The following is a 12,230-nucleotide window of genomic DNA, read 5'->3' on the forward strand; positions in this document are numbered from 1 at the left end:
CATATGTTTTTGTTATCTGATCAATTTTATTGAAAAGTTGCGTGAACACTGTAAAGTTCATGGAATTCCTCTTTAACAAATTTTCAACTTTATATGATTGTTAAGCATTGTTCATTGAGTTTTTTAGGATAGAATTAATTTTCGTAGATCTTTTCAGTTTATGAGAGAGTACTGAATATTATGCATTAACTTTTGCTTTTTACGAGCATAAAGGAAAAATAATACACGAAATATTGTTATAAAAAACCTTATCTAATAAATCTTATGGTAGGCATGTTCGTATTTTTACTATTCAAAATTTTTATGTTATGTTTGTCCTTCTGCTGTTTGATAAGTGTATATTCAGCGTTGCGTAAATGTGTGACCATTTGTAGTTTTGCTGTTTCATTTTGTAGCATAGCGAGCATTCCAATTATATGTGCTTGTAACTCAGCAATACTTTTTAGATCTTTTGTTGTTTTGATTTCGTTTAATAGTTCTTCAATTTTCTGAAAACGATTTTTTGCTTCTTCAAAAGTCTTTAAACTTACGGCTTTATCAGTGATGGCTGTATATCGGATACGCTCGTTGATAAAACTGCTAGATTCATGGACAGAGATAGGAATTTGTTCTTCCTTTAAAATATTTTTAAGTGATGCAGATAGAGCAGAAGATTTATTTCTATTGTAGAGCGTTTCTGGATTTTTGAGAAAAAAACTGCTGTGATCTGTTTGTGCATTTCTAAGTTTTTTAGTGTCGAATTTTTGGCTTCCCGTTATAGACTCGTGTATCTTTTTTGTTTTCTCAAGTTGTTTTTTTAGCGTATCGAGAAGTTGGGCATCAGGTTGTGAAGGTTTTTTAGGCGTTGATGTATTTGAAGATGAACTTCCAAAAAAATTGGGCCACATCGTTGGAACTGATGCTCCCAAATCTGCTGCTCCAGCGCCCCAAACCCAAGCTATTGCTGGGTTTGAAATCCCTAAAGTCATTACAACTACTATTGGAATGACCCTTTTTTTCATGTTTCCCTCCTGTCATTTTTTGCGTGCTGTAAGAAAATTGGTAACCATATTGCCGGATCATCACCAACTTCCGCGATAATGCTTTCGGCTAATTCTGCGTTATCAGGTGTACCTGATAAAACCAAGAGCTCGTCACTAAAGTCGTGTTCGATGGTTTTTCCACCGCTTGTCAGATGGAATTTACTAAGATTCAGTTCTGCAAGCGCAGATTGATCACCCTGCTTAATGAGAAATTGGCGACTAAACTCACCAAGTCCTTTAACGAGTTCAAATTCGGTATCTGTTAATTTAAAGCCTTTTGTATAATCTTCATAGTTTGCTTTGGGATTAGCTAGAAAAATGTAAGTCGCACACTGTTGAATAAGTGTTTTGGCAATATTACTTTCCAAGGCATCGCTAGGCTCTTGTGTTGCGTAAACAAAAATACCATTTTGTTTACGGATAGTCTTTTGTTTATTTTTCGCTAAATCTTCAAAGTACGAATCTTGCAAAGGCTTCCAAAACTCATCAAAGATATACATAAATCGCTGTCCGCTAATCATGCCTTCTGTGCGGTAAAGCAAATACATCATCACTGGGGTGCGAGTTTCAAAATTATCTAAAAATTCCGTAATATCAAAGCCGTAAATTTGATGTGTTGAGAGATCAAGAGCATCATGGGGATTATCAAATAACCATCCATAATCACCACCTTCACACCATTTTAGTAAGCGAGCATGAACAGATGGGTGAGCATTATAATCACTTAAACGTGGATTTGGTAAAAATTGTACCAGAAAGGACAAACGACGGAGTGATTGGTCAATGTTACTGCTCATAACAGACATAACCGCTTTATTAATTTCTTCCTCGTCGTGATGCGTGACCTCACCACCAGTTTCTGCCAATTTTTTAACAAATTGTTTCAGAAAAATCAGATTTTCTTGTGTGGGTGGGAGTTGGAAAGGATTGAAACCACTTTTCCTGCCTGGCTTGAATGTTAAATATTTTCCACCCATCGCTCGAATGGCAATTTCCATGCCACGATCTTTATCAAAAACAACAGTTGTTGGCTTAAATTTTTGTGCTTGTGCTAACAAAAAGCCGAGTAACACGGTTTTACCAGAACCAGATTGTCCGATAAGTGCGGTATTACCAAGCAAACGTTTATCTGTCGAGTCCTCTTCAAGTTTGGAGGCATGAAAATTGAAATAAAGCGGTGTTTTACTGGTTGTTTTAAGAATTGTGACGGCTGGACCCCATGGGTTGCCAGTGGGTTTTCCTGACATAAAATTATGAAAAGATGAAAATGATAAAAAGTTCAATGATGTAATCGGAGCAGGACGTGGTCTCCATTTCCAATTGCCAGGAAGTTGTGCCCAATAGCCAGCTTCTATCGCTAAGTCTACAGGTTTGGGCAGTACCGCAACGTCTAGTAATGCTGCACTTGCTTTGGCCATATGGTCGCGAACTTGTTGAATTGTATCACCATAGATAGTTAATGTGCAGTGATGTTCTCCCATGATAAAATGTCCACTGATAAGCTGGTTTAGTGCTTCGTCAATTTGTTCAATTTGGCTCGTTGCTACATCTCGTGCATCAATAAGATTACGCTGATGCCGTTGTAAATAGTCTTTAGCAGCATGTCGGGAGAGCACCGAAAAGCTCTGCGTCAATACGAACTCAAAGTCACTTTCCAACAAAACATTTAATTGTCCTGGTTTGGTTGTTGCATCATATTCTTTAATTTCCAGCATTCCAAATCGACGCATTCCATTGGTTGTTCGCAGTTCACCAAGAGCACCCCATTTTGAGAAAAAAGGTCGATTGATAGACATATAGTCAGAAAAACGGTCTTGGCAAATTGGCATGGGGCGATATTCACCATTGACAAGCATTCCAAGGAACTCAAGTGCAGAAGAATAAGCATGTCCATTTTTTTCATAAGCACCAAGAAGTTCTGCACCGTAACGGTTTAAAGATTGACCTAAAGTACGATTGATGTCATTGAGTTCTTTGATACATGAGTCTTGTCGCATCTTTTTTTGATCAAGCGTTTCACGTTCATGTTGAGAAAAGAACGACATAATTTTATCCGCTATCGGTTGAAAAATGACAGTCAGATATAAATCATTGACCATCAAATTATAGCCAGTAAAGCTTTGCCGATATTTTTCATCAAGTTGATAGCAAAACATTTGATCAAATGTTGAATCAGGATATTCATAAACACGGCGGCGCACAATATGCGTCCAAAATGATAAATTGGCCGATGCGATACCCCGTAGAGTGTTGTTAAGTTCTTTTATCCATTGAAAAATATCATCTTCTGAAGCACTTTGATGCGAGCGTCCGTCAATCTTCCAAATCGACAGATACTCTGCATTTTTAGTAGAGATAATCGTATCTGTAATGTGATGTGAATAAGGCAGGAACAGACTTACAGGTGTCTCTGATATAAGACGTTTGCTGCTTTCAACAGCTGTCATGCTTATCTCCTTTTATTATAATTAGAGGGACTATAACTTGATGCGCCCCAAAAACCTTTATTGCGATTACGAAATTTGGTATCGATCCATAACCACCAGATACGAAACGCTTTATCATCGTTTTTGGTAATTTGCGCCATAATAAACCATAATGGCGGCGCTATAACCCACAAAAAGATATTTATTGTCATAGCAATAACAGCGACCCCCATAACCATAACGATAAATGGCATCATGGGGACACCCCATATAGTTGGAACACGTGTTGCTCCCTTGAATAAGGGGAATTCTTTTTTTTCTTGTGATTTCATGGGATGTTCTCGTCACTGGAGGTGAAATAATATATGGCTAATATAGAAAGCTGCACCAGCAATAATAACACTGAATGCCCATCGAATAAATGTAGCTCTTGCGATGATGCGAAATATATAAATAAGCAAAAGTAATAAAAGAATGATAGCAGCAGCGATAGGAATAATTATACTTAATCCATATTGCATCCCTATGAAAACATCTAAACTCTTTGTTTCTGTCTGAGCATATGCAGATTGAGTGACTAAGAACATAACTGAAGTGATAACAATAGCACTAATCTTACATATTTTTGATTGAAGCGTATTTAATTGTTTCATATCTTTTATCCCCTTTTAATTCAAGTTGCTATAAATAATATTCCTTTTTTCGTAGTATGAGTGACATTATTACTGGTGCAAATCCATAATCGACGAGTATTAAAAACATTATGTATTATACTAATTCATGCTTGACCTGTAAATAGCATTGTAGAAAGCTGGGTTGCTGAGCCAGCAATGATAACACCGATTGCCCATCGTATAAATGTATCCCTTTCAATGTAGCGTCCTGCGTAACCAATTGCTAAACACAAAAGTATAACAGCAGCAGCAACAGGAATAATATTGGTAGTAAGATCTTTTTTCAGAGCCTCTAAAGCGTTTTTAGCATTATCTATTTTTGCATATGCAGGATGCGTTATAAAAAAAGCAGCTATAGTTGCAGAAATTGCAATGATTCTGTTGTTATTTCTTGATTTAAAGTTGATTAGTTGTTGCATATTTTACTCTTATTATTAGATGAGTTCTTACATTAAAAACATTATGTATTATACTAATTCACGTTTGATCTGTAAATAGCATTTTAGCAAGTTGGGTTGCTGAGCCAGCGATGATAACACCGATTGCCCATCGTATAAATGTATCCCTTTCAATGTAACGTGCTGCGTAACCAATTGCTAAGCATAAAAGTATTACAGCAGCAGCAATAGGAATGATATTAGTAGTAAGATCTGTTTGGAGACTTTCTAAAGCTGTTTTAGCATTATTTAACGCTGCATATGCAGGATTTGTTATAAAAAATGCGGTTATAATTGTAGAAATTGCATTGATTCTGTTGTTATTTTTTAATTTGAGGCTAATTAATTTTTGCATATTTTACTCTTATTAAGTTCTTATGAATGCTTTGTATTTACTATTACAAATGGAATAGCATTTTGCCATGTTAATAATTACTGGATGAATTTTTATCTTAAAAACATTTTGTATTATATTTATTCATGGTTTGAATAGCATTGTAGCAAGTTGGGTTGCTGACCCAGCGATAACGACACCAATTGCCCACCGTACGAATGTATCTTTTTCGATGTAGCGCCCTGCGTAACCAATTGCTAAACATAAAAGTATAACAGCAGCAGCAACAGGAATAATATTATCAATAAGATCTGTTTTCAGAGCCCCTAAAGCTTTACTAGCGTTCTCTATTTTTGCATATGCAGGATGCGTTATAAAAAATGCAATTATAGTTGCAGAAATTGCAGCAACTCTGTTATTATTTTTTGATTTGAGGCTAATTAAATTTTGCATATTTCTCTCATTAAGATTTAAATAATATTTTTATATGTTGCCATAGTTAATTTCAAACTGTACCTGTGAATAATAGCTTAGAAAGTTGGGCTGCTGAACCAGCGATAATAACACCGATTGCCCACCGTATAAATGTATCTTTTCCGATGTAGCGCCCTGCGTAACCAATTGCTAAGCATAAAAGTATAACGGCAGCAGCAATAGGGATAATATTTTGAATGAGGTCGTCCCGTAAAGCCTCTAAAGCAGTTTTTGCATTTGTTAATTTTATTTGAGCATATACAGGATTGGCCATAAAAAATACAATTAAAGCTGCAGAGGTTTTAGTAATTTTATTCCGAATTATTGTTTGAAGAATTTTTGATTGTCTCATATTGTTTATCTCAATTTAGATTTATTCTTTAGAATAAAAAGATATTTTCTACTGCATGACTTTGAATAGCCATTCTCATTACACGCCGTTGAATAACATATTTGCGAGTTCAGCTGCTGAACCTGCGATAACGACTCCAATCGCCCATCGTACAAATGTATCTTTTCCGATGTAGCGCCCCGCATAACCAATTGCTAAGCACAAAAGTATCACGGCAGCAGCAATAGGGATAAGCAGCTTTAAGTCATCTCGGAGTTTTTCTAAAGCAGTTTTTGCAGTTGTTAATTTTTGAGCATATACAGGATTGGCCATAAAAAATAGAGTTAAAGCTGCAGAGGTTTTAGTAGTTTTATTCCGAATTATTGTTTGAAGAATTTTTAATTGTCTCATATTATTTATCTCAATTTAGATTTATCTTTAGAATAAAAAGATATTTTATACAATATGATTTTAACAGTCATTCTCATTTTATGAATAACATATTTGCAAGTTCAGCTGCTGAACCTGCGATAACGACCCCGATAGCCCACCGTATAAATGTATCTTTTCCGATGTAGCGCCCTGCATAACCAATTGCTAAGCACAAAAGTATCACGGCAGCAGCAATAGGGATAATCGCTTTCAAGTCTGTTTGGAGAGCAGTTAAAGCTTTGTTTGCAGGATCTAAAACTACTGCTTGAGCATATACAGGATTGGCCATAAAAAATACAGTTAAAGCTGCAGAGGTTTTAGTAATTTTATTCTGAATTATTGTTTGAAGAATTTTTGATTGTCTCATATTGTTTATCTCAATTTAGATTTTTCTTTAAATAAAAAAATATTTTATACAACATGACTTTGAATAGCCATTCTCATTACGCGCCCTTGAATAACATATTTGCAAGTTCAGCTGCTGAACCAGCAATAACGACCCCGATTGCCCACCGTACGAATGTATCTTTTCCGATGTAGCGCCCTGCATAGCCAATTGCTAAGCATAAAAGTATAACGGCAGCAGCAATAGGGATAATCATTTTTAAGTCTGTTTGGAGTGCTTTTAAAGCTGTATCTGCGTTTTTCAAACCTGTTGCTGCTTGAGCCCATACGGGATTGTTCATAAGAAATGCAATTAAAGCTGCAGAAGTTGCGGTAATTTTATTATTATTGTTCAATTGAAAATTGATTAATTTTCTCATATTGTTTAACCTTATTGAATTGTATTCAGCGTAAATAGTTTTCCCATGAAATAAAGAATAATTTTATTGATGTGCAATAAAAGTAGTGAAACCTAAATTTCTTTTTTACGAAAGAAGCATTTCATGTTTCAAAAGATTTATCAGCTGGGTTTAAATAATAAACTGGCAAGTTCAGCTGCTGAACCAGCGATAATGACACCAATTGCCCATCGTACGAATGTATCTTTTCCGATATAGCGCCCTGCATAACCAATTGCTAAGCACAAAAGTATCACGGCAGCGGCGATAGGGATAATCGTTTTTAAATCTTTTTGGAGTTCCTCTAAAGCCTTTTTTGCAGTACTTAAACCTGCTGCTTGGGGACATACAGGATTGGTCATAAAAAATACAGTTAAAGCCGCAGAAAATGCAGCAATTTTATTACGAGCTGTTGTATGAAGAATATTTAATTTTTTCATGTTCTTTATCCTGATTAAGATTAAAACTCCCACAAATGACCCCTCTTTTATGAAGAAACTTAAAAAGATATTTTGGATCAGCCCAAGTTCTTAGTTTTCCTCTTTGTGTAAGTAATGTATATTTATTTGGTTTTCCGGTGATTGGATCATCAGAAATAAACGTGAAATACCATTCTCTTTCTGAAAGCATTACGACTGTAATCTCACGTGCTGCTTTTTGACTAAATGCTATATCAACGCTGTTTTGTTCTATCATTTTCATTATCTTTGCCCTCAATTAGAAGAGATTTTGTTCAATCTTACTAATTAGAGCTTTAACATTTTCTTATCTACCTTTCATTATAATATCCTATCAAAATTCTAGGGTTTCGTGAAAATGTCAGTCATCACTCTAGCGATCCTCTCGATGAAGAAAAATCTTGAGCTGAAAAAGCATCGAGGGTGCTACTTTCTTTATGTGTAAATGCATCTTCCTCTTCTTTTGAAGAGAGAGGAAGAGAATCTACTTTAGTTGTCTGTTCTGGTTCTTCTTTTTTAAGCTTTACGGGCTCCTGCAAATCTTCATTTCCTCGTACAGCAGCTTTTACTCCAATATATGAAGTAACTTTCTGTAGATATGCGTGGTTTGAGTTTTCTGTGTTGTAAAAATTCAGCACAGACTGCAAAGTCGCTTTTTCAAAGATGCACTTTGATGTTGCTTGTTCATAGCAGTAAGTTAAAGCAATTTGTAAAGCTGTAAGATTTTTGCAAAAATCAAATGCATCAAAAAGAGAAAACAATTTCATATTTCTAACATCAATTTGTCCTAAAATTGTGTTAAAATTATGTTTACCCTGTTTAAACTGTTCAGTTGTTGCGATTGTTTCCTTAAGCTGAGATGATTGATAGAACAAGTTATCTTTATCATCTGTTGCATAGACATTGTCCGGCGCTTCTTGTTCGGCGATAACTGAAAATGTTATAGGAGGCATATTGGATATGTATGCAGCAGCAAAAAATGTGAAATCTGGAACAATCATTAGCAATACACCTTATTATGAAAAATTTTATTAATACAAATGCTAATTCTTTGTAGTGCTTTTTCTCGTTGTCTTTTGACTTTATAAATTTGCAGAACGAGATTATTTAGCTTAGAATGTTCCTTGTGATTATTGCTTTGTTCTCGTCTAAGAATATTTCTAATATATGCGAATATCCAACCAACAAGATAAAAGTGTGGAATAAAATAGAGTACATTACGCCAATCAATATTATTGGAATTACGAAAAAAGACGCCGCTTTTAAAAAATAATAATCTTTGATACTGTATTGAAGTTGCTTGTTTTATATAATTCCCTAGTTGCAAAAATCCTTTCAAAAAATATTTATACGAAGTAAAAAGCCCTTGTGTTTGAGGGAAGGTTTTATTGTTATAATGAAATACACTATCATTATACAGAGAGGGCTTGTTCTTTGTTGCGTATTGCCATAATTTATAGAGTGACGATTTATATTTACTTTTGACTACTGATTCATGAGAGTCAGAGAGGTGTGATGGCGTTTCAGTACTGCATTTAGTCGTTCCAACGAGTGAACTGAAAAAAGATGCAGTGGTGGTAATTGATATACCAATAAACAGCTCTTTGTGGTTCAAAGCACATCTCCGTCAAAGTGATATATGTATCGTAAATTTAATTTCGATAACAAATGGACAGAAATTGTCTATAATTGTGTTTAAAATATGGCAAGAAAAAAATCTTTTTTGCAAGGGGAGTAATTAAGGTGAATGAACTCAAAAATATGAATTTTGATGAACTACAAGAGATGCGTACACAAATCGATGTAGAATTAAAAAAACGGCAAGCAAAGGAAAAGCAAAATGCGCGACGAAAAATTCTTGAAATTGCTAATGCCCATGGAATTGATATCGCTGATCTTGTGAGCAAAGAGCGCCATTATAGAAATCCCAATAACCAATGGGAATTATGGAATGGGCGTGGACGTAGACCTAAGTGGATTAAAGAGTGGTTGGAGAATGGGTATACACTCGATGAACTTGAAGTAACATAACACATGTGCGATCTTTACAAGATAAGAGGGAATACCAAGGAATGTAAATGCAAGAAGTATGCTCTTTTGGGTAATTTGATTGTATAAGCATAACGAATATATTAAAGTATTGAGTGATCAAATAAAATGATAGGGAGCATGAACAAATGTATTTAAATGCAAAAGGTCTTATTGTTATAATCTGGCAATCATAATGACAATGCCAGATTAAAATATTGTAATTGCTTTTGGCATTTGAGAGAGAGGGATACTTCACCTCTTTTTATAGTTTTATTGACGTTGCTCTTTGTAGTCTATGTTAATAAATTAGCATACTTATATTTTTGAAATATTGTTCTGTAGAACAATCCTGATGTTATAGATTTTGTTTGGTCTTTTTTCTGTAGGATTATATATGAGGCATTTACTTTATTTATCGTTCGTTTAGTTAAGATGAGTTAGTGTGTAGGAAATGAAAATTTCTATGGCTGTTATGGCTTTTATAGAATTTATGACATATTTATGAGCGTTTGTGATTAAAATTCATTTATGAGCATTTATGAATAATGAATAAAGAGCGTATTTGAAAATAAAAGGATTGAGTCATTTCTATTGCGGTTTATCTTTTTTTTATGGTGTGAAATAGGGGGTGGTCTATAAGTTTACAATTGTGTGTGATGGTATAGAGTACGGAACACTTTGTTATATATCAGAATATTTTTTTCTAAAATCGTGTGGTATTCCACAATAAGTTAAAGGGTTTTTCTGAGAAACAGAATGCCCCAAATGGAATACATTAGTGTTGCTAATTTAGCGCGCCTTTTTTAAAGGAAAAATTTTTCAATGCAACTAAGCTTATTTTATGGCGCTTCTCGTGAATAGTATAACGTAAAAGTCCCTATGATCATATAAAACCCATTGTACACCACCATTTTACTTCAATAAAAAGTGTAAGCTGGCGCCATTATACACTTTATTCGCCTCCAATGGTGCTAAAGCCCTTAGTACTTGAGAGGGTGAGGCTTTTTATTCCTTTGTATTTATACGACACTCTCGCTTGTGATGTGCAAGCGAATGATTTTGATTGCTTCAACATGAGAGAGATTTGAAATAAAGATATTTTATGATCTTTAGATTTCTTATTCAATATGAGAACAATGAATTTATTATTTATAAATAAAAGTGTTGTGTGCTAAAAAAGTCTTGTTTATTTTGTTTTGTCGCAAGGTGTGGTGATATAAGGCAATCTCTTTGAGACATTAAATGTTTTTTTCAGTGCGTGGTGAATATTCTTAGAATGTAGCTTGCTTGTCGAGTCTTATGTTAAGTGAAATATGGGAGGAGATAGTCAAGAGAAAATTACTCTACAGGAATCCGGTTTATAAACAGATTAGATGAGATAGGAATTTTTTGTTCTTTGAAGGAGGGAGGCAAAGGTTGTAACAAAGTGAAATAGTATGAATTTTTGTTTAAAGTGGGGAGCCGTGTAGAAGACGTGGGGCATTTGGAGTGAGTCCGGCAGCTTCTTGAATGAAATATTTTTTTATTTTTGGCGCTTGATTAACGATTCCCAGGCCGGTATCGCGGAGCATCCGTAAAAGAAGGCTATCATTAGAAAAGAGTTTATTAAGCCAATCATTGCTTAAAGCCATACGGACAATTTCAAAACGTCTCCAGCGTTGATAGCGCTCTAAAGCAGTTAGGGAGCCAATGTCAAGACCTAGTCGTGCTGTTTCAATAATCACTTCAGCGAGGGCAGCGCTGTCGCGTAATCCTAAATTGAGTCCTTGTCCTGCAATGGGGTGGATAGTGTGGGCGGCATCGCCAACGAGAGCAAAACGTGGTTTAATGAATTGACGTGTTAAAGAAAGACTCAAAGGAAAAGCTTGACGTTCGCCATTCCAAGAGAGTTTGCCTAATCGATGGCCAATGCGTCTTTCGAGTTCTGCTTCAAAAATAAGTGCATCAGCTTTGAGATAATATTGCGCAGTTTTATGATCTTCATTCCACACAATAGCGGATCGGTTGCCTTTGAGAGGGAGAAGAGCAAAAGGACCGGCAGGTAAAAAATGTTGAATTGCTTGACCATTATGGGGTTTTTCATGTTCAACTGTGCAGATGATCGCTGTTTGTTTATAGGGATGAGAAAAGTTTTTAAGACCTGCTTTTTGGCGTAATTTCGAATGGGCTCCGTCGGCTGCAATAAGCAATTTTGTTTGCCAAACCTCTTCATTATTTAAGGTGACGGTTGTATGTTGGTCTTCTTGATGAAAATCAATGACAAGCGTGTTTGCAATAACAGGGATATTGAGATCTTTGACACGTTTTTTTAAAGTGTTGATGAGTTCTCTATGCTCTACCATAGCAGCAAAGGGCTCACCGGGGTTAATGTCGCCTTCAAAGGTTAAAAGAGTGGGTTTGACAGGATCACTTGTGCTTGTATCTGTGATGATCATTGAATGAATGGGTTGCGCATAGGGTTTTATAGGTTTCCAACATTGTAATTGTTTTAACATACGAATAGAAGCAGCAGCAAGGGCAATGGTTCGTATGTTAGAAGCAGGAGTATCTCTTTGTGGAGCAGCATCAACAATTTTTATTTTCAGATTAGGAGCTGTTTGCTTGAGTGCTATCGCTAGGGTTAAACCGACAGCTGCCCCCCCTGCAATGAGCAGATCACATTGTTTAGTTTTATGAGATTTAATTTTTTTATTGGGTTGTACGTCTTTATTGCGATTAGAAAACACAATACTTCTTCCATTGTTTACAGTTTGCTTTCTTTTAAAAAGAATATCTTTTTAAATTGTCTAAAATATCTTAACTTTTACTTTTCTTTCTACTTTACAAAAA

The 12,230-nt window shown here is 35.2% G+C and carries 16 protein-coding genes; 1 reads left to right on the forward strand and 15 read right to left on the reverse strand.

Annotated elements, in window-relative coordinates; translation table 11 throughout:
• Positions 1–248 precede the first annotated feature (248 nt).
• The 14 genes from ACFIJS_RS05675 to ACFIJS_RS05740 form a co-directional block, all read right to left on the reverse strand.
• Positions 249–1,001: a type IV secretion system protein gene (locus tag ACFIJS_RS05675; protein WP_375650560.1), complete on the reverse strand. Its 753-nt coding sequence runs from the start codon at positions 999–1,001 to the stop codon at positions 249–251.
• Positions 998–3,469 (reverse strand): VirB4 family type IV secretion/conjugal transfer ATPase, encoded by a 2,472-nt coding sequence (locus ACFIJS_RS05680; protein ID WP_375650561.1) that lies wholly within the window; start codon positions 3,467–3,469, stop codon positions 998–1,000. The genes ACFIJS_RS05675 and ACFIJS_RS05680 overlap by 4 nt, the downstream gene beginning before the upstream one ends.
• Positions 3,470–3,471: 2 nt before the next feature.
• Positions 3,472–3,780 carry a type IV secretion system protein VirB3 gene (locus tag ACFIJS_RS05685; RefSeq protein WP_375650563.1) on the reverse strand — a complete coding sequence of 103 codons (309 nt, stop codon included), beginning with the start codon at positions 3,778–3,780 and terminating at the stop codon, positions 3,472–3,474.
• A gap of 12 nt (positions 3,781–3,792) precedes the next feature.
• Positions 3,793–4,101 carry a conjugal transfer protein gene (locus ACFIJS_RS05690; RefSeq protein WP_375650564.1) on the reverse strand — a complete coding sequence of 103 codons (309 nt, stop codon included), beginning with the start codon at positions 4,099–4,101 and terminating at the stop codon, positions 3,793–3,795.
• A gap of 125 nt (positions 4,102–4,226) precedes the next feature.
• On the reverse strand, positions 4,227–4,541 hold the full coding sequence (gene trwL / locus ACFIJS_RS05695) for a VirB2 family type IV secretion system major pilin TrwL (protein ID WP_375650565.1): 315 nt from the start codon (positions 4,539–4,541) through the stop codon (positions 4,227–4,229).
• Between the two features lie 58 nt (positions 4,542–4,599).
• Entirely contained in the window at positions 4,600–4,914 is a 315-nt protein-coding gene (gene trwL / locus ACFIJS_RS05700; protein ID WP_375650567.1) for a VirB2 family type IV secretion system major pilin TrwL, read from the reverse strand.
• 123 nt (positions 4,915–5,037) lie between these two features.
• Positions 5,038–5,346, reverse strand: a complete 309-nt coding sequence (gene trwL / locus ACFIJS_RS05705; protein WP_375650568.1) for a VirB2 family type IV secretion system major pilin TrwL — start codon at positions 5,344–5,346, stop codon at positions 5,038–5,040.
• Between the two features lie 52 nt (positions 5,347–5,398).
• Complete coding sequence (gene trwL, locus ACFIJS_RS05710) at positions 5,399–5,719, reverse strand: VirB2 family type IV secretion system major pilin TrwL (RefSeq protein ID WP_375650569.1); 321 nt, start codon at positions 5,717–5,719, stop codon at positions 5,399–5,401.
• Positions 5,720–5,797: 78 nt separating this feature from the next.
• Positions 5,798–6,109 (reverse strand): VirB2 family type IV secretion system major pilin TrwL, encoded by a 312-nt coding sequence (trwL, locus tag ACFIJS_RS05715; RefSeq protein ID WP_375650571.1) that lies wholly within the window; start codon positions 6,107–6,109, stop codon positions 5,798–5,800.
• A 73-nt stretch (positions 6,110–6,182) separates the two neighbouring features.
• A complete protein-coding gene (trwL, locus tag ACFIJS_RS05720; protein ID WP_375650572.1) occupies positions 6,183–6,497 on the reverse strand; it encodes a VirB2 family type IV secretion system major pilin TrwL in 315 nt (104 codons plus the stop codon).
• 76 nt (positions 6,498–6,573) lie between these two features.
• A complete protein-coding gene (gene trwL / locus ACFIJS_RS05725) occupies positions 6,574–6,894 on the reverse strand; it encodes a VirB2 family type IV secretion system major pilin TrwL (protein ID WP_375650573.1) in 321 nt (106 codons plus the stop codon).
• Positions 6,895–7,034: 140 nt separating this feature from the next.
• On the reverse strand, positions 7,035–7,352 hold the full coding sequence (gene trwL / locus ACFIJS_RS05730; RefSeq protein WP_375650575.1) for a VirB2 family type IV secretion system major pilin TrwL: 318 nt from the start codon (positions 7,350–7,352) through the stop codon (positions 7,035–7,037).
• Positions 7,315–7,614 (reverse strand): KorA family transcriptional regulator, encoded by a 300-nt coding sequence (gene korA, locus ACFIJS_RS05735; RefSeq protein ID WP_375650576.1) that lies wholly within the window; start codon positions 7,612–7,614, stop codon positions 7,315–7,317. The genes trwL (ACFIJS_RS05730) and korA overlap by 38 nt, the downstream gene beginning before the upstream one ends.
• A gap of 124 nt (positions 7,615–7,738) precedes the next feature.
• Positions 7,739–8,371 (reverse strand): TrwN protein, encoded by a 633-nt coding sequence (locus tag ACFIJS_RS05740; RefSeq protein WP_375650578.1) that lies wholly within the window; start codon positions 8,369–8,371, stop codon positions 7,739–7,741.
• Positions 8,372–9,113: 742 nt separating this feature from the next.
• Between ACFIJS_RS05740 and ACFIJS_RS05745 the strand changes: the two genes are divergently transcribed.
• A complete protein-coding gene (locus ACFIJS_RS05745) occupies positions 9,114–9,401 on the forward strand; it encodes an H-NS family nucleoid-associated regulatory protein (RefSeq protein ID WP_375624400.1) in 288 nt (95 codons plus the stop codon).
• A gap of 1,448 nt (positions 9,402–10,849) precedes the next feature.
• On the opposite strand, the gene ACFIJS_RS05750 is transcribed toward ACFIJS_RS05745, so the two are convergent.
• Positions 10,850–12,127 carry a ubiquinone biosynthesis hydroxylase gene (locus ACFIJS_RS05750; RefSeq protein ID WP_375650580.1) on the reverse strand — a complete coding sequence of 426 codons (1,278 nt, stop codon included), beginning with the start codon at positions 12,125–12,127 and terminating at the stop codon, positions 10,850–10,852.
• Between the last annotated feature and the right edge of the window lie 103 nt (positions 12,128–12,230).

The organism is Bartonella sp. OT172YNZD (genome assembly GCF_042193725.1).
Taxonomy (GTDB): domain Bacteria; phylum Pseudomonadota; class Alphaproteobacteria; order Rhizobiales; family Rhizobiaceae; genus Bartonella; species Bartonella grahamii_A.

What these genes read in the sequence shown, in the direction of transcription:
- ACFIJS_RS05690 (WP_375650564.1), bottom strand. Translation starts at nt 4,101, where the DNA reads ATGAAACAATTAAATACGCTTCAATCAAAAATATGTAAGATTAGTGCT.
- trwL (WP_375650567.1), bottom strand. Translation starts at nt 4,914, where the DNA reads ATGCAAAAATTAATTAGCCTCAAATTAAAAAATAACAACAGAATCAAT.
- trwL (WP_375650565.1), bottom strand. Translation starts at nt 4,541, where the DNA reads ATGCAACAACTAATCAACTTTAAATCAAGAAATAACAACAGAATCATT.
- ACFIJS_RS05675 (WP_375650560.1), bottom strand. Translation starts at nt 1,001, where the DNA reads ATGAAAAAAAGGGTCATTCCAATAGTAGTTGTAATGACTTTAGGGATT.
- korA (WP_375650576.1), bottom strand. Translation starts at nt 7,614, where the DNA reads ATGAAAATGATAGAACAAAACAGCGTTGATATAGCATTTAGTCAAAAA.
- trwL (WP_375650568.1), bottom strand. Translation starts at nt 5,346, where the DNA reads ATGCAAAATTTAATTAGCCTCAAATCAAAAAATAATAACAGAGTTGCT.
- trwL (WP_375650572.1), bottom strand. Translation starts at nt 6,497, where the DNA reads ATGAGACAATCAAAAATTCTTCAAACAATAATTCAGAATAAAATTACT.
- ACFIJS_RS05685 (WP_375650563.1), bottom strand. Translation starts at nt 3,780, where the DNA reads ATGAAATCACAAGAAAAAAAAGAATTCCCCTTATTCAAGGGAGCAACA.
- ACFIJS_RS05680 (WP_375650561.1), bottom strand. Translation starts at nt 3,469, where the DNA reads ATGACAGCTGTTGAAAGCAGCAAACGTCTTATATCAGAGACACCTGTA.
- trwL (WP_375650569.1), bottom strand. Translation starts at nt 5,719, where the DNA reads ATGAGACAATCAAAAATTCTTCAAACAATAATTCGGAATAAAATTACT.
- ACFIJS_RS05740 (WP_375650578.1), bottom strand. Translation starts at nt 8,371, where the DNA reads ATGATTGTTCCAGATTTCACATTTTTTGCTGCTGCATACATATCCAAT.
- trwL (WP_375650571.1), bottom strand. Translation starts at nt 6,109, where the DNA reads ATGAGACAATTAAAAATTCTTCAAACAATAATTCGGAATAAAACTACT.
- trwL (WP_375650573.1), bottom strand. Translation starts at nt 6,894, where the DNA reads ATGAGAAAATTAATCAATTTTCAATTGAACAATAATAATAAAATTACC.
- trwL (WP_375650575.1), bottom strand. Translation starts at nt 7,352, where the DNA reads ATGAAAAAATTAAATATTCTTCATACAACAGCTCGTAATAAAATTGCT.